This window comes from Sphingobacterium siyangense (genome assembly GCF_023277505.1).
Classification (GTDB): Bacteria; Bacteroidota; Bacteroidia; order Sphingobacteriales; family Sphingobacteriaceae; genus Sphingobacterium; species Sphingobacterium siyangense.
Genome location: NZ_CP080574.1, coordinates 1,664,798 through 1,691,059 on the forward strand (window position 1 = coordinate 1,664,798; position 26,262 = coordinate 1,691,059).

18 protein-coding genes and 1 pseudogene are annotated in these 26,262 nt (G+C 36.3%); 16 read left to right on the top strand and 3 right to left on the bottom strand.

Translation table 11 applies throughout. The features are described 5' to 3' along the window. Positions 1-305 precede the first annotated feature (305 nt). Positions 306-1,310 (top strand): hypothetical protein, encoded by a 1,005-nt coding sequence (locus K2F45_RS06825; protein ID WP_248933208.1) that lies wholly within the window; start codon positions 306-308, stop codon positions 1,308-1,310. A gap of 51 nt (positions 1,311-1,361) precedes the next feature. On the opposite strand, the gene K2F45_RS06830 is transcribed toward K2F45_RS06825, so the two are convergent. Together K2F45_RS06830 and K2F45_RS06835 are read right to left on the bottom strand one after the other, a co-directional pair. After that, positions 1,362-1,937 carry a metallophosphoesterase family protein gene (locus K2F45_RS06830; protein WP_248933209.1) on the bottom strand — a complete coding sequence of 192 codons (576 nt, stop codon included), beginning with the start codon at positions 1,935-1,937 and terminating at the stop codon, positions 1,362-1,364. A 13-nt stretch (positions 1,938-1,950) separates the two neighbouring features. After that, positions 1,951-2,847, bottom strand: a complete 897-nt coding sequence (locus K2F45_RS06835; protein WP_248933210.1) for a helix-turn-helix transcriptional regulator — start codon at positions 2,845-2,847, stop codon at positions 1,951-1,953. A gap of 138 nt (positions 2,848-2,985) precedes the next feature. Here K2F45_RS06835 and K2F45_RS06840 point away from each other — a divergent pair, with 138 nt between their 5' ends. The 4 genes from K2F45_RS06840 (at position 2,986) to K2F45_RS06855 (ending at position 8,123) form a co-directional block, all read left to right on the top strand. Beyond that, the gene (locus tag K2F45_RS06840) at positions 2,986-3,348 is read left to right on the top strand and encodes a hypothetical protein (RefSeq protein ID WP_248933211.1); all 363 of its coding nucleotides are present in this window, start codon (positions 2,986-2,988) and stop codon (positions 3,346-3,348) included. Positions 3,349-3,561: 213 nt separating this feature from the next. Further along, on the top strand, positions 3,562-3,783 hold the full coding sequence (locus K2F45_RS06845; protein WP_108635557.1) for a DUF6140 family protein: 222 nt from the start codon (positions 3,562-3,564) through the stop codon (positions 3,781-3,783). Between the two features lie 163 nt (positions 3,784-3,946). Further along, a complete protein-coding gene (locus K2F45_RS06850) occupies positions 3,947-5,779 on the top strand; it encodes a DUF262 domain-containing protein (RefSeq protein ID WP_248933212.1) in 1,833 nt (610 codons plus the stop codon). Next, positions 5,772-8,123 carry a GmrSD restriction endonuclease domain-containing protein gene (locus tag K2F45_RS06855; protein ID WP_248933213.1) on the top strand — a complete coding sequence of 784 codons (2,352 nt, stop codon included), beginning with the start codon at positions 5,772-5,774 and terminating at the stop codon, positions 8,121-8,123. The genes K2F45_RS06850 and K2F45_RS06855 overlap by 8 nt, the downstream gene beginning before the upstream one ends. An 88-nt stretch (positions 8,124-8,211) precedes the next feature. Here the strand turns inward: K2F45_RS06855 and K2F45_RS06860 are convergent, their stop codons facing one another. Continuing rightward, positions 8,212-8,619, bottom strand: a complete 408-nt coding sequence (locus K2F45_RS06860; protein ID WP_248933214.1) for a hypothetical protein — start codon at positions 8,617-8,619, stop codon at positions 8,212-8,214. Between the two features lie 209 nt (positions 8,620-8,828). Between K2F45_RS06860 and K2F45_RS06865 the strand changes: the two genes are divergently transcribed. From K2F45_RS06865 to K2F45_RS06915, 11 genes and pseudogenes are all read left to right on the top strand, one after another. Next, a complete protein-coding gene (locus tag K2F45_RS06865; RefSeq protein WP_248933215.1) occupies positions 8,829-9,422 on the top strand; it encodes a vWA domain-containing protein in 594 nt (197 codons plus the stop codon). A 168-nt stretch (positions 9,423-9,590) separates the two neighbouring features. Beyond that, complete coding sequence (locus K2F45_RS06870) at positions 9,591-12,083, top strand: N-6 DNA methylase (protein ID WP_248933216.1); 2,493 nt, start codon at positions 9,591-9,593, stop codon at positions 12,081-12,083. 12 nt (positions 12,084-12,095) lie between these two features. Further along, positions 12,096-13,214, top strand: a complete 1,119-nt coding sequence (locus K2F45_RS06875; RefSeq protein ID WP_248933217.1) for a hypothetical protein — start codon at positions 12,096-12,098, stop codon at positions 13,212-13,214. A gap of 201 nt (positions 13,215-13,415) precedes the next feature. Further along, positions 13,416-14,579: a toxin-antitoxin system YwqK family antitoxin gene (locus tag K2F45_RS06880; protein ID WP_248933218.1), complete on the top strand. Its 1,164-nt coding sequence runs from the start codon at positions 13,416-13,418 to the stop codon at positions 14,577-14,579. A 286-nt stretch (positions 14,580-14,865) separates the two neighbouring features. After that, complete coding sequence (locus K2F45_RS06885; protein ID WP_248933219.1) at positions 14,866-15,861, top strand: helix-turn-helix transcriptional regulator; 996 nt, start codon at positions 14,866-14,868, stop codon at positions 15,859-15,861. Positions 15,862-15,977: 116 nt separating this feature from the next. Continuing rightward, the gene (locus tag K2F45_RS06890; protein WP_248933220.1) at positions 15,978-16,652 is read left to right on the top strand and encodes a hypothetical protein; all 675 of its coding nucleotides are present in this window, start codon (positions 15,978-15,980) and stop codon (positions 16,650-16,652) included. 70 nt (positions 16,653-16,722) lie between these two features. Further along, on the top strand, positions 16,723-19,689 hold the full coding sequence (locus tag K2F45_RS06895; RefSeq protein ID WP_248933221.1) for a hypothetical protein: 2,967 nt from the start codon (positions 16,723-16,725) through the stop codon (positions 19,687-19,689). A 688-nt stretch (positions 19,690-20,377) separates the two neighbouring features. Beyond that, a protein-coding gene (locus K2F45_RS06900) for an IS3 family transposase (protein WP_420833019.1) occupies positions 20,378-21,486 on the top strand; the annotation gives its coding sequence in 2 pieces (ribosomal slippage) (positions 20,378-20,644 and positions 20,647-21,486; 1,107 coding nt in all). A gap of 560 nt (positions 21,487-22,046) precedes the next feature. Next, positions 22,047-23,945: a DNA adenine methylase gene (locus K2F45_RS06905; RefSeq protein ID WP_248933223.1), complete on the top strand. Its 1,899-nt coding sequence runs from the start codon at positions 22,047-22,049 to the stop codon at positions 23,943-23,945. Then, positions 23,890-25,074, top strand: a complete 1,185-nt coding sequence (locus tag K2F45_RS06910) for an HNH endonuclease signature motif containing protein (RefSeq protein ID WP_248933224.1) — start codon at positions 23,890-23,892, stop codon at positions 25,072-25,074. Before K2F45_RS06905 ends, K2F45_RS06910 begins: the two co-directional genes overlap by 56 nt. A 172-nt stretch (positions 25,075-25,246) precedes the next feature. Continuing rightward, a pseudogene (locus tag K2F45_RS06915) lies at positions 25,247-26,184 on the top strand (integrase core domain-containing protein). Positions 26,185-26,262 lie beyond the last annotated feature (78 nt).

Genomic DNA, 26,262 nt, shown 5'->3' on the forward strand with positions numbered 1-26,262 from the left:
TAAATTTCGTATTATAAACTTGACTAAAATGGATATTCCAATTTTCATTCAATTTTTGGAAGAATAAACTGTCAGCAGGATGGTATTTAAGCCAGTGACTATTATTTCTAAAGCTTTTTGCGTCTTTATTGGCTACACTTAGTAGCATTTTAAAAAAGTCCCCGGACTGAATGAAATGCTGAAATTTCTCATATTGCAATAGTTGATATATGTCGTAAACATGCAGATAATTATTTGAAAAATACCACAAATAGGGTATTGTTTAGCGAAGCAGATATGTTTTCATTTGATTAAAAATATAGGCCATGAAAACATTGAAAATTATCGCATTAGTGTTAGCTTGTGGATTTAACACGACACTATTGAATGCACAGTCGGCAATGACCACTGCAAAGGCTAGCTTAAAAGCGTGGCACCTCTTGTTAAACAGTGGAACTGTCCAAACCATTGACGGGGTATATAATTTAGAAGAATATTCGATATCATTGGATAGTGTTGTCACGATGGAAGGTGAGAATGCTGATTTGGAAACTGCTAAATCTGTTTTTAAAATTAAAGGGAAAATAAGTTATAAACTGAATCAGGGGTATTATGAATTTTCGGGAGATGGAATTGAAGCGGTAACTAAAGAAGAAACTGGAAAAACAACCAAGTCAACCAACCTCTTCCGAATTGGTAGTTTCACGAAGGTTAAAGCCGACAGTTTAGTGTTTTTATTCGATAAAATCACGAAAGATTTGAAACTGGTTAGCGCGGAAGCTAAAGAGAGGGAGGCCCAAAAAGAACGTGATGAAATTAAAAGACAAGCCGACAAAAAAGTATTTTATGATAAAGTCAAAACGGTTGATATCAACAAATACTTTTTTAATTTAACATTACCGAATACCAAAGATAAAAGTTTTGCAACGTATACATTTTATGAAAATCCACTGTTGGTTGGAGATTCCTATTACTCGGGTTTTAAGTTTACACCAGCAATCGATGGATATTTGTATTGGTATTTCCATACCTTTGAGAAGGGAGAAGATGGTTTTTATCTGCTAGACAGCGATAAAAATGTTGACGATATCAACGTTTCCTATTTCAAAAAAATGGCTCTTTTCAAAGACGAGGATAATAAATCATCGTGGGTGATTCAAAAATCTGGAGAGAAGCTAAAAAAAGGTAAAACGTATGTACTTTGGTTTAAAGCAAAGTCCAAAATACCTCCACACAAGAAAAAAATATTTGCTGCGATCGAGGCATCCAATAGCGTTATTCTAAGTGAATATTTCAATGCTCAATTTGATAAAATTGTAGGTGATTTTTAATAAATATTGCAGATTGCTATCAAATGAGTCATCCTGTGTCAAAGCCACTCTTTATAACCGAAGCTTTGGGGATATCAGCAGCTCATACAAGGAAGCGTTGATAAACTGAATTGCCTTAACCTTTATCTTTCCGTAGCCTGCATGGTTATGACCGAAAATATGGTAGCTGGGGGATCGTCCCAGAACAAACTCACGGACCTCCGCGCTGCCATAGCCATTGTCCAAAATACCCGATGGCGGATAGTGTGATACCATGATATCAACCTGCACCTTGGATTCGAAATGATGGAAAAAAGGAAAACCACTGATGCCCATAATCTGGAGACCGTTTATCCTGACCGAGGTATCGTTTAGCCAATGGATTCCTTCGGGTACCAATTTTTTGCTTCGCTGCGGTTCCAGTTCAAAGGGGAGATCATGATTTCCATGGACAAATACCTTGTGTGGTATGGGAAGCCCCGCATACCACACAAAGAAATCGGATAGCTGCTGCATATCACCCGCATCGCAGACATCGCCGCAATGGATGACGATATCGATCCCCTCAGGAATATCCAACAGGCGGTGTATGCCATGCGTGTCCGACAGCAAGAGTATGTTTTGCTCCTTTACCCTAATGATGTGCATATCAGCTCGGCTTTTAGGATTGATGCTGTAAAGATTTACGATATTCTTCTTTCATCCTATCCGCTAGACTTTCGGGAGCAATCACCTTGACTTCCGCACCGACGGAAAGCAATTCCATGACAAAGTCATGGGTGATATAGATAGTAAGCTTCACACGCAGTTCCTCCTCATTGTCTACTACTATTTCCTGTGTATGGTGCAAAGGCAAGGACTTGATGTATTTGCCCTGAAATGCAGAATAAGAGAGGATCACTTCCTCGATGTGCTGGTCTTCGCGCGGAAGGATAATGCCGAAACTGTGCTCAAAAAGCGTTTCAGGATCTACTTTGATCGCTTTAAATTTTCCTGCTTTTACCACCTCCAAGGATAAGATCCTGTCCAGCGGAAAGATCCTGAGGCTATCCTTGTCCAGATCCTGCCCAATCACATACCAACGGTTGCGGACTTCTTTTAGAAGGATAGGATATAATCTTCGGTGCTCTACCTCGGTTTCATAATATTTGCTGTAGTCGAAATATAACGCACGACCATTGTGTAGTGCATGGACGATGTCGCCAAGGTATTCTGTGCCACGTGGCTTACGTTGTTCAAAGATGATCTGTTTAGAACCATTGTTTCCCAGGCGCATTAGATTGAATACGTCGAAGGCATCGAGTGCCCGCTCTGCTTCTTCGGTGTCCTGCTGGATAAAGTATTGTTTTTTTGAGCGGTTGCTTTCTATCGAGATTCCGTATAGTGCACTGATATCGGCAATGTCACGTTGAAACTGGCGTTGACTGACGGTAAGGTTGTACTCGAGTAAGGCCGATTGTTCCTGCAAGATACGGTCAATCTCTGACCAAGAAAGTGGTCTGTGACGCAATTTGTTGATCACTATTTTGTGGCGTAATATGGTTTCTCTAACTGACATAAATAAGCTTTTGACAAATATAAGATTAGAAGGCGACAAAATACGGCGCCTATACGGGCAGTATAAAAAATATTCATTTTCGCGTTAGCGACGTACTTTGGCAGGTTCGCAACCTAAGTTTGGACCAAACAATATATAATGGAAAAAGAAACCAACCAACAGGATACCTTATTGCGTGAGCAACAGATCTTGGCCAACAGTGGAACAGGTATGAAGACCGAATTAGGAAAAGCAGTCAAGTCATTTATCAAGCTTGCGTTTTTGGCGATCACAGCCTTTAGCTTGTCCTTTCATGTGATGCCCGATCATAGCTATCGGATATTTCCAAAGGAGCGATTATCCTTTGCCTATACTGTGATCGCGTCTGCTGAAGTAGACCAGCTGATCAATCGATACAACGCGGCGGCGGGTATGGAGCGTATACTTATTCAACAGGACTATATCTATCGACGGTTGGAAGAACTAGGTGTAATCGGTCCAAAGGAGGAGGATGGCGAATAACTGTCGGAAGAGTCAGTTTTGGTTCTGCTCAGATTTAAGTAAGAGCATGGAATTCAATTTATTCATTATTTCTGATAGCGACTTACTTTGGCGCTACTGCCGGATATCTTTGATTAATTCAATGAAATCGTTACGAAGTTTTATCGTTAAACAAGTGTATTTATTTTTTATCTACACAAATATTTATTAATTTACAATAATCATATTACCCTAATGAGCCTATTTTTAATTACTGTAAAATCACGTCTGGCGGCGAATTTAACCGTTATGGAGAAAGGAATGACAGTGGAAGTATCCTGTCGCGATTCCGAATTATATGCCAACGGCTGCCCTCATGTTAAGGAAGCTTTTATGCGCAAATATGGTATTGACCTGCTGAAATTGGGCGGCCCTAATGCGATATGGAACTATTTTGATATTAAAAAGATCTCTTAATTAGGCCTAGAAAGAAGGAAAGCAGTTTTTGTAATGGCTTATGTTTATGCTATTCATATAAAATTAAGATATAATTTGCTGATCGGAGCTATCCTAAAATAAAATATAAAGCACAGTTGTTCCAATGGATTTGCTAGGTCAATGGAGGATTAAATATTTATAAATGATAAAAAAATTAAATACAGATTTATATACAATCGTAGAGATTTTAAATGCCGGTATTGATAATTTTGAAATCAAAAGTTACCAAAGAGGTTACCGGTGGGATATTGACAATATTAAAACGTTAATTGGAGATATTTTAGAATGTGGTGCCAATAGTGTCTATTGCTTGCAGCCTATTGTTGTGACGAATATATCAGCTTCTACTTACGAAGTGATCGACGGTCAACAACGTCTGACAACTTTTAAAATATTAATACACTGTCTACGGAACTATACGAGCGAACTGGATATCAAAGATTTTAATATTTCCTATGAAACGCGGTCTTGTGAGTTATTTTTGGAAAAACTCTATGAAAATGTATTTCAACATGAATTGGAAGATTTAACAATCGACCATGTCCTCCTTCTATGGAACCAGCTGACATTAGAAAAAGAGGAGCGGAACAGAGATAATTTTCACATCTTCCAAAGTTATTGTACTTGTCATTTCGAGCTGAAAAGGCTAGATACGGTTACCCTATCTAATATTGTTAACAAAATAAAAGCGCAGATAAAATTTATATGGTATGAAGTGGATCTGATGTTATTAAATATCACTGCCGAAAAGCTTTTTGCAAATATTAATAAAAACAAAATAAAGCTTACGGGAGCTGATTTAATAAAGGCACTTTTTATACTAGACATAGAAAATAATGCTGATAATGTTGAGGTAAAGCATTTTAGAAAGCAAAATTTAGCAAATGAATGGGACGAGATTGAGCAATCATTGAGAAATCCTGATTTTTGGTTCTTTATTACCAATAGTCACAACCAGCATTATGATGTACGGATTGGCAAACTTTTCGATATCGTGACTGAAAATAGGTTGGAGTCAGATCTAGTAGCTTATTTTATAATGAACAAAAATGAAAGTCTGAGATCATGGCCTTTGATATATGATAAGTATAGAATTGCTCAGGAGTGGTTTGAAGATACCTATTATTATCATCGAATAGGATTTCTTGTGAATATGAATATTCATTCGTTCGAACGAATATTGGACGAGTATAATAACGGTAAAATCACTTCTAAATTAAAATTCAAGGAATGGCTGGATGGTGAGATTTCTGCCTATTTTCGATCATTCGAAATCAAGGAGCTTCTTTATTCAAAACAGAGAGATAGGGGGCGCTATGGTAAGTGTACAGGGGTGTTATTACTTTACAATATTTTACTTACTGAAAAATTTTATCCTGGTCAGAAGTTTTCCTTTGGAAAGTTTGTTGAGCAGGAGTGGTCGCTAGAACATATCCAACCTCAGAATCCAAAAGAAAAGACTGCTGAAAATTGGCTCGAATGGCTAAGGGAAATTAAACCACTGATTGTTGATAAAATAGCAGATAATGAGCAGCTAATAATAAAAGTAGATCCCGATCAATATGATTTTAGTGAGATTAATTATGAGGAATTATGGCATAGTTTGAAATCGGTAAGGCAGATGGATAAGATCCCAGCCTTTATTTTAAAACAGTTGAGTGCTTTAGAAGATACATTTGAAGAGGAATTTCCTGTCCATGGGATTCAGAACCTCGCTTTATTAGATAAGGTAACCAATTCAAAATTGAGCAATGGTTCTTTCAAAGAAAAGCGCGCTTTAGTACTTCAAATGAATGATACCGAACGTGTAGACAATGAAAAAACGTATTTGCCTTTAGGTACTTTAAACGTTTTCAGCAAAACAATGATAACCGATCCTATGGGTATCCAGCTTGAATACTGGAGTGTCACAGATAGTGAGTTTTATGAAAAAGATATTAAGAACACTTTAGCACCTTACTTGTCCTATGAATAATGATAATCAACTTTCTTTTGTAAATATCATAGCTAAGTTCAAAATTCAAATCCCTATACTACAACGCGATTATGTACAGGGACGTAAAAATGATACCGTAAATGAAATCAGGGTGAATTTTGTAGAAGATTTAATTGGTCATATTTCAACACACACACAGAAAATATTGCCACTGGACTTTGTTTACGGTTACGCTGATGAGGAGTTTGGAAAATATGATAGAGAAGTTGCGAAGAAAAATCTTAATGCTTTACTCGCAACAATCGCTAAATATTCTAGCCCTGAAGAGTTTCAGATTTCCTATACGATTAAAGATCATGGAGATTTAAAGAAAAATCTATTTATTCCTCTGGATGGGCAACAGAGGCTTACAACTCTGTTTTTGTTACACCTTTATGTAGCGTTAAAATTCCGTCCGGAGCAAATCTCACTACTGGAAGGGAAACTTACTTATAAAACCAGAAAATCTTCCGATGCTTTCCTTTCAAAATTGGTTGAAAATGCGAAATCTTTATCTCAAGAGCTCGCTATTGATGATGCTATTAAGGATGCAAGCTGGTTTTTAATTAGCTGGCTTAAAGATCCCACTGTTGAGGGGATGCTGGTTATGCTCCGGGAGATAGAAGATAGATTTGCTAGTCTGGAAAACAAAAATGAAAGTATCCAATTAGCATATGACAATTTATTTGTTTCTCCTAAAATTAAATTTGACTTTCTAGATCTGAATGAGCAGGGTATAACTGATGATATTTATTTGAAAATGAATTCAACAGGTAAGAGCTTGAGTGACTACGATAACTTTAAGTCATGGTTTGTAGGGAAAGTAGAGGCTCTCTTGGAGAAAAATAAATGTTTGAAAGAACAGTCTTGTTTTACCGATTGGAAGGATAAGTTAGATCAGGACTGGTACAATATCTTTTGGGAACACGATCAGCGTAGGTCGGATCAATTGATGTACAGTTTTATAAGAAGCGTTTTAAGTTATGCTATTGTTTTTTCAGATGAAGAAGAAAAAGATAAAAAATTAAAATTTGATAAATTAAACTCAGATACATTTTTGTCATTAAAATTTTTTGAAGAGAATGAATTAATAACTGAAGAAAATATATCTTTTCTGTTTAATTTACTGGAAGAGCTTGCTAATGAAAGCGAATCTTTGCTTGATATATCTGAACTATGGAATAGTACATTTACCAGTGAGGGAGAGTTTCGAAAGGTCGTAATTGATATACATGCTATCGAGTCTCTTTTACACAGAACCTTTATTTATGCTGCCTTTTTGTTAATGGTTCGCAGATCGTCTTTTAACAGACTGGAATTTAAAAAGTGGGTAAGAATATTTCGAAATATAGTTTATAATACCCGGATTGACGATTTTCCGAGATTTATACATTCAATTAAGGCTACGCATGACTTTCTATCAGGTGATCAACGACTTTACACTGATAATGAAAAATGGGTCGATTTTTTTTCAGAAAAACAGGTTAGAGAGGAGTTTCACAAATTTCAACTGGAAAACAATGATAACGAAACTATTGAAGCATTCGAAAAAGCTGAGGATCATTTTTATCTCTACGGTCAGATCGATTTTCTTATAAACTGGTCAAGAAACGAAAACGGGGAATTTGAACTTAATACGTTTCAAAGATTTCGGGAAAGATTTGAAAAATTGTTTTCGAAAGAGCATCTTGAAAGTAAGATTTTACAACAGGTTTTGTTAGTATTTGGTGATACGTGGATGCCAGATAAAGGGAGCTACAGATATTCCTTTTGTAAAAGTTCCTTTAATTCTGCAAGGGAGAGAGATGAAAACTGGCGTCAAGTTTTCAGTGACAAAGACTCTGGAATTCTAAATATATTAAATAGCAGTGAATGTGAAACTGAAGATTTAAAGGGTATTATTAGTACTCATATAAAAAACGTAAATGACTGGCGAAGATATATTTTAGAAGATGGATCGTTGATTGATCAATGTGGTCAGCGTCTGATCAATTGGTTAGGTGGTGGAAATTTTGTGCGATTACTTGATAAAACGAAGCTGAGCGGTTATCATACAGAATTGAGAACCTGGGTGTTGTTTAAAAAGCTCAAAGAGCGATTTGGTGACCATTTAGTTGAATACTCCTATGCTAATTCAGGTGAACGAGATTGTCGAATTTATTTTGTGACTTCTGGCTTTTTCCTCAGGTTTGATAGGCATTCAAGTTTATTCTGTTTTGAAATCTTAGATGAGGAAAATAACCAATATAACATCGTTGTGGAACCCGAAATAGAAAATGTGTATTTAGATTGTATTAGAGAATTTAATTTATATACTAAAGTTAATTTACCCGTAGAGGAGTAAGAACTAATTTAGTGATATGTATCATATCAGCTCCACAGCCGGATATAAAAATCCATCTGTGGAGATCTTATTTTTGAAGAATGGATAATTATTCCTCATAAAGTTCCCAATATAGATCATCAATAAAAGTGACAAACTCTTCACTGCTAAATATCTCTCGAAGATCCCCATCTTCGTCTTTAAGATAAAAGATTCCGTCTTTTTTTGTTACAGCATAATAGTTCATAGCCGCTTGAAAGGGATGTCCGAAATCATAAAATTTGCCTTCTTCAATGCAGACCTTATCAAGAACAGCATTTAAAAATAGTACGCGCGATTTGCGAAGCGTATCATTCATTTCTTCTATCACCTCGAGATAATATTTCGGCGTATTTAGCGATAGTATGTTAAAATCTTGCTTGAGTGGAGCTATATGGCCTGGATAGGAGTTTTGCTCGAAATTTTTGTTGATATGCTCTAGTTCTTGGCATAGATGATTTATTTCTTCTTTTGTCATTGTTAAAAATTACTTACATGGTAAGATAGGTTAAGTTATAAACTTAGTAAATCTTTTCTAAAATTAAAGAACCGGTTGTTCATAAGTGACCATCACCTATGCACATCCTTCGCACAGGTGGTGGATAATTTTGTCAAACAATTGCTGCTGGAGCGAACGTAAGTTTCTGTTCCGCAGCAATGATTTTAACACATTAAAAAGGCAAAATTATGAGACAGACAAAAGTTCACAACCTGATTATCTTGGACGAGAGTGGTTCCATGTCAAGCATCAAATCACAGGTGATTAGTGGTTTTAACCAGACGATCAACACCATCAGAGAAGCACAGCAAACTTTTTCTGATCAGGAGCATACGATTTCGATCATCAGCTTCAACGGCTTTGGTATCAAAATGCTCCATTTTTGCGATCCGGTAGCACAGGTTAGAGAGATCAATTCAAAACGTTATGCCCCAGCGGCAGCGACACCGCTCTATGACGCCATAGGATTTGCAGTCAGTAAGCTGAAACTGGTTGCCAGTCAGGACGAAAAATTTTACGTATTGGTTACCATTCTAACCGATGGTGAGGAAAATGCGTCGACAGAGTATTCTGCCCCCGCTATCCGGCAGATGATCGGGGAGCTCAGCGAATCCAATTGGACATTTACCTATATCGGCACCGATCACGATGTCTCCAAAGCCGCAGCTGACATAGCTGTAAAGAATAGCATCAGTTTTGAGAAAAATTGTGATGGCATTGAGACAATGTTCCGCGAAGAACGCAAAGTTCGGAAATCTATCTACCAGAAGATATTTGGTTAAGGAATATATTCTTTAAATATCCATTTAAATCGATGTTTTTTTAAGAAAATAAACATTACAGCACAAAAGATCAAAATAGTCTTACTATTTTGATCTTTTTATTTTTTATTGTGTGCCGATTGCAGCATCTTCGTATAGGAAAAGTGTCAAACAGAGTCCCGCAGCCATATGAAAGGAAATGAAGTAAACAAAGTCTTAAATACCATTATTGGATTTTATACCAGTAAGGGAGGTATAGATACCTCGGATTATTCGCTCACCCTCTATTTACTCTGCATTTTCAAAGATAAAATCGTAGATCATGGGGCAACCAAGGATGAAGTTGTTGCCAGACTATCTGCCGTGGAGACGTATGAGAATGGTCTTTATTCATTATTACCTTCTTTCTCTGTCGTCTCTGTTTTTGATACTGCTGAACTGAAATTTCTGTTGATGCAGTTTGAACAACTTCCAGGATCTTATTTCGAGTCGAATTTTGCTGAGCTATTCGAAACAATTTTTTTAACAATTACCGAATCCCTTTTTTATAAGAATCGAGGCAATATTTTACATCCTAAGATGGGGACATTAATATTGTCGACGGTCAATATCAATCCGTATGTTACCATCTATAATCCATTTGCAGGGAACGGGGATCTGATCCCGCTGATAGCGGATCATAAGAGATATTATGGACAGGAATACAGCGAAAAGCTTTGGCGCATTGCCCAGCTTCGTTTATATGTGTACAACAAATCGGACGAATTTATCTTACGGTGCGAAAACAGCTTGGACCATTGGCCGAGACGGGAGAAGTTTGATCTGTTGTTTTTAAATTTTACAGTCCCAAGCCAGTTTGAAGGAATAGATGAACATAGCTACGACCATGATGCCGAAACTTATTTTATAGATCTCGCAACCAATTCGATCAAGTTAAAGGGAAGAGCTATTATTTTGCTGAACAAGTCCTACATCATCAATCTCCTTGCTGATCCTGACGATGAGACTTTCTCTCGATTGATCTCACAAAATTATATTGAAAAGGTATTGCTCTTTCCATCAGGTGTATTCAGTCATACTGGCACCGAGGTTCTGGCGCTCGTTATCAACAAGCGTAAGATAGATGATCAGATTGCTATTGTGGATTTTAGAGAGGAGCTCAATGTTTACAAAAATCGAAGACAACAGGTTGACTGGAATAAAGTAGATATCGGACGCTATAAAGAGCAAAACCCATTAGGTCAAACTATCTGGGTCGACAATGGCGCATTGCTACGCAATCCGACGGCTTTGCTCGGTAATCACTTTTTTATAGAAAACCCAGAACTTGTATCACTGGCAGAGGTATTAGTTCCCACAACATTGCCTTTGGTCGATGATGATTTTCCCGAATATGTCATTCGTGTGTCTAACCTCGCAGGCAATAATATTTTCCCTTCAAAATTTGTTCCCGGCGTGATCGATAGACAACGTAACAGTTACTGTGTGGTTCGACGGGAAGGGTTGTTGCTTACCCTGCACGGCAGGCAGCTCCGCGCGAGCCATTTCAATGGTAGTTATACAAGCCTGCTTTCTCCCGTCATCTATCATTTCACCATTCAGCCGAAATCAAAATTTACCTATCGCTATCTGGTGGATGAACTGAAGCAGGATTATGTACTCAATCAGGTCAATGCTTTTTCGAGTTCATCGATGCACAAGCTTAGTCTTGAAAGCTTCTTGGCTATACGGATCCGAAAACCACGGTTGGAGAAGAGCCGTAATCTTTTTAAGCATCAAAAAGAAAGTTTTCTAACGAAAGAAATACAAATTGACGCAGCTGAACCACCTGATGACTTTGACGAATTCTACATTCTTGCCGACTCGCCTCCTCCTGGTAAAAAGCCTTCGGAGGAAGATCTCGCATTGAAAGAAAACAATGCTTTATTGCGCCACAAGATTGCTGGCTCCGTTTCCAATCTCGAGTTTTATGCGCAGAGCATCAAGGATATCCTGCAGCAGGGGATTAACAAGATCGTACCGGATCTATTCCAGACTAAGTCCAACGAAAAGCAGATTCTTAATCTAGGGCAATTGTTGGATCATCTGATGCTGGATGCCAAAAAGATCGGAAGAGAGCTGCGTAACCATACGCACGAATTTCAAGTGCACGAATACCACCTCTATGAGGTCAATTTGGTGGACTGGGTAGAAGAATATTTCAAAAGAGCCCAAAGCCTATATCCGAATATACAGATGAACCTACAGATCTCGGATGATATTTTCCAAGCGGATGTGGATGGCAAAATAACAAATTTGATTGTCAATGCCAACGAAGAGCTGCTGACGATCTTATTTGACAATATTTTCAGTAACATTCGCCAGCATGCCTTCAACTGGACGGAACTTGAAAACCGAAGGGTTGAATTACAGGTACGGCTCAATAATACCGACAATAAAGTGCTGGTTTATATTTCCAATACAGGCAAACCATTTCCAGCGAGCTTTAGCCTCACCGATTTTAAACAGCGCGGAGTCAAATTTGGTGAGACCAGTGGCAGTGGACTCGGTGGATATATTATTTCTACCATCATTGGTTACCTGAATGGCGATTGGTTTATCCTTGATGAGTCTAGTGACGAGGGATCAAAATATACAGATCTTGTGACGACCTTTGAAATATCCATACCCTATATTATTTAAGCTAAATATCTTATGGAAAATGTATATCGTGTATTTTGGGTGGATGATGAATGTGAACATCTGTTTAATATTCGCCAAAAGGCTATCGATGCTAATATAGAACTTGTGGCATTTACCAATTCCGAGGCGGCTATCCGTAATTTGGAACAACATTTTATGCATTATGACGCCGTCATTCTGGATGGGATATTTTACCAGAAGATAGGCGAGCAAGGCGACGTGACCAGTCAGGTCGGGTTGATGAAAGTCGTTGAAATACTGGACAGGATCAGCGTAAAGAAAAAGCTACCCTGGTACATTCTAACTGGGCAGGATAAGATCAAGCAAGATAACGACTTCCTTGATTCCAAAAATAAGCTAGGTGATATCTACGACAAGTTGGACGATCTACAGATTTTAGCCCTATTCAAACGATTGAAGGAAGACGCTGCCCTGCATATTGATACGCAGCTCAAGCATCGCTACGAAGCCGCATTCCAGATCTTCAATGAGATGCTCAGATTTGATGACTCGGTGCACCTCTTACAGATATTGCGATCATACCATTCCGATAAGACGGTTTTCTTCAATGAGTTTAATGCAATACGTACAATACTCGAACTGTTGGTCGACAAATTGAAGCACCTCCGGATTGTTTGCCCTAGCATACGTGAACTAAACAAAGTGGGGCTTTTTCTTAACAAACGCCATAGAGCCTATGAATATCATTGTGATATAGTTCACCCATTGATCGCTGAACTGTTTGTACAAACACTCAGAATAACGCAAGATGGATCCCATTATAATGAGGGGCTACAACTGCGGGTAATTGAATACACCAGCAATTATAAATCCAACTATCTGTCTACCTCCATTCTGAATAACCTGTTGGAGCTGTTGAGCTATTTTGGCAAGTACCTGTTTGAAAACCAGATCGTCGCGCACAATGAGCGCCGATGGACAAAGAAGAATCTTGTGGAGGGCATGATAACGATACTCCATGAGACCGGTGGGGCAACATTTGTGTCAACAGAACAAGCCGTGTATCATATACCTTATGGACTAGTACGTAAGCATCATTTGCAAGTAACTGATCGGGTTAGTGTACTGCTCAAGGAGCAAGATAACAAGATCAAAGATATCTTTAAGTAAAATCCGTTTTCAGCGTATAATTTTTTCCACTTTCCGGTGCATATCCAGTGCACCGATCCGTACTACTTTTGTTTCGACATCGGGTTAGAGCCTAGTGATGTTGGTTGTGCAAACAGTAAGTTTTGGTTCCCGCGCTTCCTTTTTTAACCGTTTAATTTTTGACCGCCACCGTGGGAATATGTGGCGTAACCGTATTGATTTATGAAAAGAAAAGTATTGATGTTTGCGACCGGTTTACTCTCCTGCATGATGAACCTAGCATTGGCACAGCACAAAGTAACCCTTTATTACGACGCCAATAACAAGGGGGTAGAATCTAAAAAGCAATGTACCTTCTACCGGGAAGTCAACTTCGATGATCAAAAAAAGCCGGTTGGCGAAATTCGGGATTATTGGAAAAATGGCAAACTACAGACCATTGCCACAGGTGCTTTGTATATTGATAAGAATGATGATGCCAATACGATATGGACGGGTAAAGTTGAGTTGTTTGATAAAAAAGAAAAAAGGATCGAAGAAATCAATTTTTCGGATTCAGGTTTAGCACACGGAACGAGTACAACATATGATGCAAAGGGACAACCCCTCACAGTGGCCGAATACGAAAATGGCCTGCCAGCGCACAATTGGTATATTAAATATCAAAAGGGAAGCCCTGTAAAAATATCCTACCTGAACCATTTGCCTTTGACCGCCCTAACTGAAGATAAAGTCATACATCCGTTGGTCGAGCGTAAAGTAATCTATGATGATGGTCGTGTGATTCAGTACTATTTCAATAATGGGGTATCTATTGCAGTACAGTTTACCGAAGAGAATCTATATGGAAAATACTATGCTAGTTATATCACTATTGAAAATGGAACGGACGAAGAGATCGTGCTCAATCCCGACAACTTTACGGTGGTGAGTCTCAAGGGGGGAAATGCCAAGAAAGAAGATATTATTCCCTATGCGAAGTATATGAAAAAAGTGAAGCGTAAGCAGGGCTGGAGTTCTTTCTTCAATGCGTTCGCCGAAGGACAGGCAGCCAGTCAGGCCGGATATTCGGCTTTGGCCTCATCAGGTGCGGTAGCTGCGGTAAACAATCGGGGAGGAGCGGCAGTTGCTTATGGCGAGCAGACATCGGTAGGTTATAGCGGAGCGGCTCAATATGCCGCCAATCAGCAAGCAAGGCAAAATGTACAGCAGTACGATAATGCGCAGTACAATATCCGTAATAGCATTTCGCAGGGATATCTAAAGATCAATACCGTAATGCCACATTCCAGAGTGATCGGCTATGTCAATGTCAAGAAATCAAAGATGGATGGCATGATCCTCAATATTCCAATCAGAGACAAGATCTATCAGTTTCAATGGTAACGAATATGTTATCATTGAATCGGTGACTACTAAATAAATATTTCTGTTTTTAGTGAATTAAATCTTAATTTGGCCTTCAGGATAATTATTGTGTTGTAGATTACATATTTTTCCTGAAGCCAGTTTTTGAAAGAACTATTATTGACTATTTTGATCGCGATTTTTTCATATTGAAGGCCTATGCCCAGAAAATCTGAATTTTTCTATCAAATTTATTTAATGTAATTAACTGGGATTGGAATGTAGATCATTTTATAACCTGTTAAATGCAAAAATATACGATTCAATGGCCACAAACAAACACGCTTTAATACGTTATAAATTGCTTGATAAATGTTTTTCCAATAAATGGAAGAGATATTTTATCGATGATCTTATTGCATATTGTACCGAGGAACTTACAACCTACGTTGGATCGGAAACCAAAGTATCTCGCCGCCAGCTTCTGGATGATATTACGTTTATGCGAAGCGAAGCAGGATATCAGGCTCCGATTGTTTCCATGAAAGAAGGAAAACGCGTGTTTTATCGTTACGATTCTACTGATTTCTCCATTCTTAAACAACCACTGAATGCCAGTGAACAGGAGCAGATACAACAGGCGTTGGAAACACTAGGCCGAATCAAGGGAATTCCACAATTGGAATGGCTGAATAGTGTCCAGGCAAAGCTAAGTTCGGGATTGAAACTCGATCAGCAACAAAAACCTGTGATCTCATTTGAAGAAAACGAATTTTTGAAAGGACTTGAACACCTCGAGCCACTTTATCAATTTATTATACACAAACGAATTTTGGATATTAAATATCAAGGATTCCGACAATTGGAACCGGTCGTGTACACTATTCATCCCTATTACCTTAAACAATACAATAACCGTTGGTTTTTATTCGGATTAAATGAGGGCAGTGGACAGATCCAGAATCTTGCGCTGGACCGTATCCAAGAAATAGCACAACTCGATTCGTTGCCTTATAAAAACTCAGCTATGGATTTTGACGATTATTTTTATGATATTGTTGGAGTAACCAATTCCGCTGAACGGGAAATCGAACAGGTAATTCTAAAATTTAGCATGGGCAGGCTACCCTATATATTATCTAAACCCATCCACGGATCACAGCGGTATAAAGACGGTGTGATTTATTTGAACCTCAGAATTAATAAAGAGTTGGAGAGTTTAGTATTATCTTTTGGTAGTGATGTTGAAGTTTTGGAACCTTCAACATTTAGACAGACAATAAAAGAAATTTTTGCCAATATTGGACAAATTTATAGCTAAACTCTTCAATATTTTTTGAATATGATAATTGTAAAAAGGAAAAGAGTCATGCACGCATGTGTAATGAGATAATCATAGACCGCTAAATAACTTTGTTTCTATTAAATATTTGTATTATGAAATTTATATTGTGCCTTCTTATGATAAGCGCTTTTCTAGCAGGCTGTAATCAAGAGCAGAAGGAAGGGAGCCAACAAAAAAGTAATGATGACCTTGCTATACAGCAAAATAATATTCAACCAGATCCTTATGAAAATTCTAGCTCCACTTATGGAAGTAACTCGACATCCAATGATGAGCCTGTAGCTAATAAAGATCCTCTGGCTCATTTGAGGCATGAGCCAGTTACGACAGAAGAAGAAATCCAAAACCTCGACGGTTCGACTACCATCCGTACTACAACAACCGATGGGGTGAATATCTCAACTTCTGAAAAGACCGTTACCGCAAATAGCTATGGCAGTAATTCATTGTCCAGTAGCGATAGATATGCCTTTGAAGAAGCTTACAATTATGCTCGCAAAGCCTATCGTGGACCAGATGATGTCGAAACAGCACAGAACTATTTAAAAAAAGCGATGAATTATTTCTCCGATGCAGAACGGTATGCGAACAATTTGCAATGTCAAAGAGCTGCCAGTAATACATCAGATGGATATTCATACGCTAAAAAAGGATATCATTCCGATTCGCCAGATGATATAGAATCATATGCAAAAAAGGCCATGAATTATGCAGAAACAGCTTTGAATGAATTGGAAGACTGTGCCTTGAAATTACAGCGTAAATAGAATTAATTCTAATTTGCAAAAATGTATCCGGTATAACTTCTGCACATTGAAAATTATAGTTAGAAAGAATATGAGTAAAGATATTAGAGTGTTTCCATCCCTTGGATATTTAAATAATACATTCGGGATTTTTAATGACCAAGATCTGGAATTAATATTACTTCGTGATGAGAAGGTAATTAAACCACTGCCCAGGAAGGCTGATGGCAATCAGTATTATTATTATAGACCTTCGAAACCGGGTTTATATCGAGTACAACGAGAGGATGGTGAATACTGTGATTTTGAGGTACGGGATTCCTATATTCTGGGGAGTTCCATTTATAAGTCTGCTTATCTATTTGATGACATACCTTTTATCTTTATTGTTAAAAAGGATCGCTGTATAATATACGATATTAACAATCCAACTAAGTTGGATTACTTTGAGTTTTCGCCTGATTCTTTAGTAAAATATTCAGATTCGAAATTGCTGGCAAAAATTAAGGATGACAATATGATTAGTCTTGCGGAATTATCTATTCCTTCATTCCGCTATAATCAATTGTATTCCGATCATCTTTTAATTTATGAAAATGAAAAAATACTTATCACCGAAGCTGATGATGTTATCCATGTGACACCATTGTCTGAAAATTTTAAAGAATATGAATATAGAGTCACTGGTGTTAAGCAATGCTCATTTCATTATGGAAAATATTTAGTGATAGAAGTATCTGACAAAGTTATCGTACAGAATATTGAGTCACCACATGATGAGTTAATCTTATCAAAAGATAGTTCTTTTGCAGTAAATTTAAAAGAAGGCTATTACATGTTAGCAGTCCAAGGTACAGTCCATATCCATACTTTTAGTGGCTATCATTTTTCCTTTGTACTTCCAGAAATATATTCTTTTAATCAAAATCTATATGAACAGCACAATAACTTTATTTTTTCGAAAGGTGAGATATGCCACGAGGAAAATTACAAACAAAGAGCAATTAACTATTTAAAGTCAAATACTTCAATCGGTCTTGGTGGGGAATTTAGCTTTCCGGTAGATCTATTGGTTAGAAAAGAAGGTGTCATAAAGATTGTACAGAGGGGGAACAACTGTAAAGTAATATTAACCATCAATGAAATTTATTTGAAATCCATATCTGGCAGAAAGACAAAACAGAGCAGTTTTTTAGACTCTAATGATATTCTTTGGCAATTTCAATTAAATGTCAATAAATCTGAACAAGACACAATATTATTGGCCGCTCAAAAAGAGGATTTGGAAGATATAGTTGAGATTTATTCGAATAAAAATTTGGTTATATGCTATGATCGGAATAAAAACCTTACGGAGATTTTTTGTCAGAACAAAAAAGTTGAAGAAATTGAATGTATAGAACAGCCTACTTTCTATAACAGACGTCATCTATTGGCCTTTAGAAATATAGATGGATCTTATCAGTTTTGTACGATAGGTAGAGAAAATGTGTTTTTTTACGCTAGTAATGATCATCCATTTAACTTTAGATATCTGGATCAATTTGCCAAAGTATTAAGTATTAGCAAAAATAATGTGTATAGTAGCATGATTGACATTAATGAAAAGAAGAGCTATGACATTGTTGATTTAGATAATTTAATGGGGAATTACGCTGCTGATAAAGCTGGGATGTTTACCCTGTCAGGAACCAAATTATATGGAAATTTCTTGATGAATGATGACGGTTTGATATATTCTATTAAAGATCATTGCGTTAAGTCAAGTATAATAAGTAATCAAGTGTTAGCCTCTGTAAGTAATTCACATCTAATATTAACATCTTCAGATCATGAGAATTATGTTTTATTTAGTTATAATATAAATGAACGTGTCTATTCCCGTATTGAATTAGTAGATGAAAAGATAAGTTTTGATAATAAGGATAGCAGATTGTTGCCAGGAGGAGAGAAGCTATTATTAAAGCGTAAAGATAGTGGCTGGTTACAGTTATACAATTTTCAAACCAATGAATACGAAGATTTTTTCGATGGTAATTTTGTTGAATTCTCGGATGATGGAAGTATCGTTGTGGAGGATCAGGAGACGAATAAGTTGATATTAGATCCATATACCTTTGCACGAGTTAAACCTACAAACTATCATTTTTATAAATTCAAAAGTCCCGATCAGAGATTTTCGACTGCATTAGCGACTGCGACGAGATATATAATACTATCGACCGGAGAATTCATTTCCAGAGAACAATATCAGAACATAGCGTCTGTTTTTAAGAAACATTATTACGAACAAGAAAGTAGATACCTTGATAGGATCAAAACGTATGGTGATGAATTGAGAAAAACATATTCACTTCCAAGTAACCATGTAATTCAAAAGCTTGATGATGTAGTACTACGATACCCAAGTATAGAAATCATTGATCACAGGAGAAATACTGTATTAGAAGTCCCAGTTTATGACTTGAATTACTATAATTATGCCGCATTCAGTTTTGATAATAAATATCTTGCGTATGTAGGCAAACCGGGTATACATAATGGTGGCTTTGGTATTGTAGAATTGGAGGAAATAGAAGGTAATATTGCAATCAAAGATAAACTATGGTATAGCTCTCCCGGTTATGCAACTTGGGTTTGTGGTATTTCAAAACTTGGCTTTTTTGCAACATATTCATCAGATACCAAGACGTATGTTTTAGATCTCAATAAACAGAATACTAACGATTCTAGCTTAAAATACATTGGACACGATTATAAAATTGGAGAAGCTCTGAACAAAGAGGTTACAGTCTTTCATGGAAGAAGTTACTTATGCTTCAACCATTCAGGTAATTTAATGGTTGCGTCTCAGAAAGGATATAGTTCAATAGCTAGAGGAGGTAGTGGTCATAAACACTCAGCGCTATTATTCGTGATCGATCTATTGGATAAGACGAAAAAACAGATGTCATTTTCCGAACATGCAGCGAGTGTTGTCAGTGCAGGCTTTAGTGCAGACGATACGAAGCTATTTTCAATTGATGCTGATGGAGTTATAATTGTAAGAAATTTATAATGTAATTTTTTGATTAAGTGTTTAAAAAAATTGGTATCAACACATTCTTGAAGTTTTTTTGTTTATAAAAACAATACAAATGAGAAATTAGAATGGAGGATCACCTGTGTACAGCCATCCCTCGTAGTTGTCTGAATTTTCCGGACAACTGCGAGGGATGGCAAAATTATGAAATTACTTACTTTAATCTGAAAGTCATTATCTAAGTAGGTTACCGGGTAAAGTGTTACCAGTCGCGACAATATTAAGTGAATATAGTACATCGTTTCTAGAGAAAAGTCCATTCAGGATATTACTTTTTACAGCATGTATTTACCACTGTTGTCAACTATAAAATTCGGATTTGCCTTGTCGAAGATTACTCCCAATTTCTTCATACTTGAAGTTACTTGTTTAATTAATTAACTTTTATTGTCATAAAGTTATTAATAGTTAAATATCATATACTAACCGTTAAGCCATACTTTTGATTATAAACTTATATGACTTCTTGCAGCAGCGCTGTAGGAATCGCCATCTATATTTAACTGTTAATCGTATGAAACAGCCGTTAGCAAACCAAAATCCGGTCTTGCAAGTCATTTTTAGTAATCAGCTTGAAACTCCCAAACTAGATGAGGCACTGTAAGAGTCCCAAAAAATCAAACAGCTTAAAACTGGACATAAATGTTTAGATTTAAGTAATAAAATGAAAAAAACACGTTTTACAGAAAGCCAGATTGTGCGAGCACTCAAAGAGGGCGAAGAAGGCAGAAAGACCGAAGACATCTGCCGTGAGCTGGAAATTAGCAAGGCCACATTTTATAACTGGAAGAGCCGTTACGGAGGCATGGAAGCCTCAGATGTCAAACGCCTAAAGGAACTTGAGGAAGAAAATGCACGTTTGAAAAAGATGTTTGCCGAACTGAGTATGAACCATGATATCCTAAAAGAAGTCATCACAAAAAAAGGTTGGGGCTCCGGCAGCAAAAACAGTTAACCCAGGAAATTGTCCTAGATCACGGTTTGAGTGTCACCGGAGCCTGTAAATTGACCGGTATGTGCCGTTCACAGTATTACTATGTTAGTAAGAAAGATGATAGTGCCGTTATAGCAGCATTAGATCAGCTGTCTTCCAAACATCCTGTATATGGATTTCGAAAACTATATGCCTACCTGCGCAGAGAAGGTAAGCCATGGAACCATAAAAAAGTATACAGGGTATATAAGCTGCTAAATATGAACAAGAAGCGACGTGGCAAACGTCGGCTACCTGCTCGGGAGAAACAACCTTTGGAACAACAGGTCAGCATTAATCAAAAATGGAGCATGGACTTTATGAGCGATAGCTTGGCCAGCGGAAACAGGTTTAGAACCTTTAATGTGATGGACGACTGTTCCCGTGAGATATTGTGCATCGAAATAGCTACTTCTATTTCTTCGTTAAGGGTAACTCGAACACTGGAACAAATCATAAACTGGCGGGGCAAACCGCTCTGTCTACGCGTAGATAATGGCCCCGAATTCACCAGTCATCATTTTGAGCTCTGGTGTAAAGACCAAGGCATCGCTATTCAATTTATCCAGCCCGGTAAGCCTATGCAGAACGGCTACATCGAACGGTTCAACCGAAGTTATCGCAAGGAAATTTTGGATGCTTATTTATTTTTCAGCTTGTCAGAAGTAAGAGAACATACCCAGGCGTGGATAGAAGAATATAATAACAACAGACCCCATGAAGGGCTTGGGAATCTCACACCAGCGGAATTATCAAAAAATATTAGACACCAACAACAAATAAATCAATTAGTAACGTAAATTAGAAAAGTCCAATCTCAGCTGTCGGAAAAATGGGGTACTTACAGCACTTCAATTATTAGATAATGAAGCCATTGTTGATTTTCAGGAATACATATTTGGAGATTCTATCATCAAATGACATTATCTTTATGGCAATAATATAACAGCTCGTTTTTCTTCCTGTTTTATAGGAGGTGAATTACCAGTATATTCTATTCCCGCACAGGTAGTAGTTATAGCTAACCCTGAGAGAATGGCATTCGTACCAAACTCTAAAAATGATTGGATTTTGAACATGTATACAGTGATTATTCAATAGACAAAAAGTTTTTGTGAAGTGGAGGGATTTATAAAACATTAAGTATGACAAACAGTGACGTTATAAATATGAAATTTTATGAAATAGGATTTCATATTTATGAAGTTTGGCATATTTTAGTGAAATAAATTCCGAAACCGAATGAAATATAACCTAAAAACTCCTTATATCAAGACTAATCAATAATGATAAAACTGATTAGCCTAGCTAATAGATAAGGTTAAAAGCTTATCTTTACCTCAAAATTGATAAAGAATAAATGAGGTTTATTGGAAATAAAGAATTAATAATTTCAGATATTAAAAATCTATTTGAAAAATTAGATTTACTTGATAAAGAGCTGACATTATTTGATGCTTTTTGTGGTACTGGAGCTGTTTCGGACTCTCTAAAAGATTCGTTCAATACTGTCTCAAATGACATGCTTAAATGGTGTACCATTTATACAAGAGGTCGGGTTTGTGCGAATAAGTGTACTTTTGAAAAATTAGCATTTGACCCTATATTATTTTTAAACACTAATAATAATATTATAAAAGGTTTTTTTTATCGTAATTATTCTCCAGCTGAATCTGAAAGGATGTATTTCACAATTGAAAATGCAGGAAGGATAGATTACTTTAGAGAAGTTATTGAAAATTGGAAAATAGACAATTTAATTACAGATGATGAATATGCGTATTTATTAGCATGTTTACTAGAATCAGTGTCTGTGGTTTCAAATACAGCTGGTGTATATGGTGCATTCCTCAAACATTGGGATTCTAGAGCATTAAAACCAATTGAATTCAAAAGAGTTCCTGCCAAAGATGTTCAACCCAAGAATACTGAATTTTCAAATTCCAGATTAGAGGATATTATTTCTGATATTGAATGTGATATTTTATATCTAGATCCACCATATACACAAAATCAATATGGTACTCAATATCATTTACTTGAAACTCTTATTTTGAATGATAATCCTAGTTTAAGCAAAATTACTGGCTCAAGACCCACAACTTCGATGAGGTCTGATTGGTCAAAAAACTATAAGTCTCATATTTTATTTGACAAAATATTGGCAAAAACAAAGGCTAAATATGTAGTTTTTAGTTATAGTAAAGATGGTTTTATGTCCAAAAGTTTTATTGAAGCTAGCATGAAACGCTACGGAAAGCCAGAAACATTTGTTTGTAAGAAATTAAACTATAAGAAATATACCAATTTTAAATCAAAGGAAGATAATGAGCATTTTGAATATTTGTTTTATATTGAAAAGAAATTAGTTGATCACATAAATTACGAATCTCCTCTTAATTACATTGGTAGTAAATCTAAAATGGCTTCTTTTATTAAGACAAATATGCCTCAGGGATTTAATAAGTTTATTGATGCTTTTGGTGGAGGATTTAATGTTGGGATTAACATAAATACTGATCATGTATTATATAACGATTTAAATCATTTTGTTTGTGGTCTTGTGGAATCTTTTAAAATAACTGATACATATCAATATATTCTTTATCTCAAGAAAATAATCAAAAAATTTGAACTCCAGGCTAAAAATGCTGAGAGTTATAATAAATTAAGAGATTATTATAATTCATTTCCAATTGCAAAACGAGATCCAAAGTTACTCTATAGCTTGATTTTATATGGATTTAATCAGCAAATTAGATTTAATGGAAATCATGATTTTAATAATCCTGTGGGAATGCGCTGGTTTAACGATAAAGTACTTGAAAAGATGATTAGTTTTTCAAGAGTGATCAAAGAAAAAAATGTATCTTTTGAAAGTAAAAATTATGAAGAATTAATTGGTGAAATAGATAATTTTACATTCACATATTTGGATCCACCGTATATGCTCACTAATGGATCTTATAATGATGGTAAAAGAGGTTTTTTGGGCTGGAATTCAATTACGGAAAATAAGTTATTTAACTTTGTCGATTGCTTAAGCTTGCAGCAGAAGCCATTTATGATTTCATATGTTTTAGAGCACAAAGGAGACTATAATTTACCATTAGATAAATGGGTTACCAAAAGAGGGTATAATGTTTTAAACGTTGATCCAATTCTTGGTAATAATAGAAAAGAAATATTAATTACAAATTATAATGCCGGCTATTTTCAAAATAAAGAGGAATTTTCAGAGATTAGAAATCACTTATGAAGATATCCTAAACAATGAAATTTTACTAGATATTTGTCAACGGCTTACTGGGCAAAGAGAGTTTGCTATTGAGTGGGATGATATTAGCTATAATAAAGGTCGTTTAGCAAAACTTGAATTTGAGGGGTGGATCCATTATATCTCATTCTCTTTTTCTGATATTGAAAATAGTGGTCGAAACTCGTATTTCCAAAGTTTTCCAACTGCATTAACTCAATATTTATTAGAAAGAAATCCTGATAAAAGTATTAATTTTTACTTTTTGCCATATCGCGGAAATATCGAAACAGTTTATTTTATTTTTATGTTTCGATTAATGAAAACAATAGGCATTAATTTTTTAAACCAAGATTTATATCTTACAGAGAATTATCATCGTTTTAATAGTATTTCGGATATTATTGTAAATAGAGATTTTAATAGAAAAAGAAACTCTGGTAATTGTTCAACATATGCCTCAATTGATGAAACTAATACACTTCAAATATTTGGAAAAACATATGGGGCTAACAAATATGAAACGATTCTTCTTTCATTAGCTTTCAATAATGTTTCACAATTGCCTATTGAAGTTTATGAGATTAGAGAAAGAAATTTATCTAGTTTACCTGAACCCGGTAGACGAATAATTATTGATTTAGGAATTAGAGTAATAACCTCTGATATAACTTTAGAAAGAAGCGAGTTTGTTACTAATGATAGTCTTAGATCACCTTCTTACTTATATAACTTGCTAGATAAGCTAGGATTTAAAAAGTGTTGTTTGTGTGATTGTGAAATACCTCAAATAATTCAAGGAGCACACATTTGGCCTGTTTCTAATATAAAGCAAGCCCAAGAAATTAATCTTGACAGAAAAATTGAACATGCTATTAATCGTGATAATGGATTATGGCTATGTAATAACCACCATAAACTTTTTGACTCAAATTTATTATTTATATCACCTGATGGTCGTTTAAAATACAAAACAAATATTGAAAGGAGTCATGAAATATACTTAAAAGCTGTTACAACTAATAGTCAAATATCAAATGGAATACTAACACCAACATTCCTAGAATACCTACAATTAAGGAACAGTAATTTAAATGAAGATCATTTTAGCTATATTGTAGATAGAGCCTAAACTTTAAATTATTATTAAAAACCAAACAAGCATAATATTGGAATTGTAACAATAATATTGATATTGGAAGCCTCCCAAAAACAGGTAAGGCTGACCTCTCCCCAAAAAACTGGAGCATTTAAAAGTATAGAATTCGGACTTGAATTACTAATTTTAAAAGGGAGGAAAAACGATGAAAAAATCAAAGTTTACCGAAGCACAGATTCCTTTGCGATCAAACAGTCCGAGACAGGTACCCGTATGGAAAAAGTCTGCAGAAAAATGGATATCAGCGAAGCTACGTTCTACAACTGGAAGAAGAAATACGGTGGCTTGGGGGTATCGGAGCTGCGTAAGCTCCGGCAATTGGAATAAGAAAATGCACAGCTGAAAAAGCTCGTGGCCGATCTTAGTCTGGACAAACAGATGATCCAGGATGTATTAAAAAAAAGTTTTAAAGCCTTCGCAGCGTAGAACCATGGTTACCGGACTCATTTCTGATTATCGAATTTCCCTACGCAGAGCGTGCGAGGTATCTCTGCTGAGCACCTCAGTTTGGTATTATAAACACCATAGACCAGATGACAGTCCATTACGCCTTCGCATAAAAAGCATTGCTGAAGCACGTTTCCGTTACGGCATAGAGCGGATCGTCGTTCTTTTGAAACGTGAAGGCTGGCGGGATAATCCAAAACGGATTTATCGAATTTATAAGGAAGAAGGCTTAAATCTACTGGTGAAAAGGCCCAGACGCTGTCGCGCCGCCGCTCATCGATCCGAGAGACTGGTTTTTTCCAATTTACATGACTGCTGGAGTATGGACTTTGTCGCTGATGCGCTGTTCTATTGCAGGAAAATCCGCGGCTTAACTATAGTGGATAACTATAGCCGTAAATGCCATGAAAACCAACAGATAATCCGTATATTGAATCATTCAATGGAAGTTTTCGGGACGAGTGCCTGAACGCGCATTGGTTCCTGTCATTGGAAGATGCGAAGGAAAAAATTGAAATCTGGAGGGAAGAGTACAACACCTTCAGACCCCACAGCTGTTTAGGGGATATGACACCTGAAATGTTTATCGAAAAACAGGTCAAAACAGCAGAATTTTCTACTTTAGAATACTCTTAAATTTGAGGAGAGGTCAATCGATTGGAATTATTTAGTTTTGGATATAGCTAGTTAGGGTGAGATTACACTATGACACAG

What these genes read in the sequence shown, in the direction of transcription:
- K2F45_RS06825 (WP_248933208.1), top strand. Translation starts at nt 306, where the DNA reads ATGAAAACATTGAAAATTATCGCATTAGTGTTAGCTTGTGGATTTAAC.
- K2F45_RS06830 (WP_248933209.1), bottom strand. Translation starts at nt 1,937, where the DNA reads ATGCACATCATTAGGGTAAAGGAGCAAAACATACTCTTGCTGTCGGAC.
- K2F45_RS06835 (WP_248933210.1), bottom strand. Translation starts at nt 2,847, where the DNA reads ATGTCAGTTAGAGAAACCATATTACGCCACAAAATAGTGATCAACAAA.
- K2F45_RS06840 (WP_248933211.1), top strand. Translation starts at nt 2,986, where the DNA reads ATGGAAAAAGAAACCAACCAACAGGATACCTTATTGCGTGAGCAACAG.
- K2F45_RS06845 (WP_108635557.1), top strand. Translation starts at nt 3,562, where the DNA reads ATGAGCCTATTTTTAATTACTGTAAAATCACGTCTGGCGGCGAATTTA.
- K2F45_RS06850 (WP_248933212.1), top strand. Translation starts at nt 3,947, where the DNA reads ATGATAAAAAAATTAAATACAGATTTATATACAATCGTAGAGATTTTA.
- K2F45_RS06855 (WP_248933213.1), top strand. Translation starts at nt 5,772, where the DNA reads ATGAATAATGATAATCAACTTTCTTTTGTAAATATCATAGCTAAGTTC.
- K2F45_RS06860 (WP_248933214.1), bottom strand. Translation starts at nt 8,619, where the DNA reads ATGACAAAAGAAGAAATAAATCATCTATGCCAAGAACTAGAGCATATC.
- K2F45_RS06865 (WP_248933215.1), top strand. Translation starts at nt 8,829, where the DNA reads ATGAGACAGACAAAAGTTCACAACCTGATTATCTTGGACGAGAGTGGT.
- K2F45_RS06870 (WP_248933216.1), top strand. Translation starts at nt 9,591, where the DNA reads ATGAAAGGAAATGAAGTAAACAAAGTCTTAAATACCATTATTGGATTT.
- K2F45_RS06875 (WP_248933217.1), top strand. Translation starts at nt 12,096, where the DNA reads ATGGAAAATGTATATCGTGTATTTTGGGTGGATGATGAATGTGAACAT.
- K2F45_RS06880 (WP_248933218.1), top strand. Translation starts at nt 13,416, where the DNA reads ATGAAAAGAAAAGTATTGATGTTTGCGACCGGTTTACTCTCCTGCATG.
- K2F45_RS06885 (WP_248933219.1), top strand. Translation starts at nt 14,866, where the DNA reads ATGGCCACAAACAAACACGCTTTAATACGTTATAAATTGCTTGATAAA.
- K2F45_RS06890 (WP_248933220.1), top strand. Translation starts at nt 15,978, where the DNA reads ATGAAATTTATATTGTGCCTTCTTATGATAAGCGCTTTTCTAGCAGGC.
- K2F45_RS06895 (WP_248933221.1), top strand. Translation starts at nt 16,723, where the DNA reads ATGAGTAAAGATATTAGAGTGTTTCCATCCCTTGGATATTTAAATAAT.
- K2F45_RS06905 (WP_248933223.1), top strand. Translation starts at nt 22,047, where the DNA reads ATGAGGTTTATTGGAAATAAAGAATTAATAATTTCAGATATTAAAAAT.
- K2F45_RS06910 (WP_248933224.1), top strand. Translation starts at nt 23,890, where the DNA reads ATGCCGGCTATTTTCAAAATAAAGAGGAATTTTCAGAGATTAGAAATC.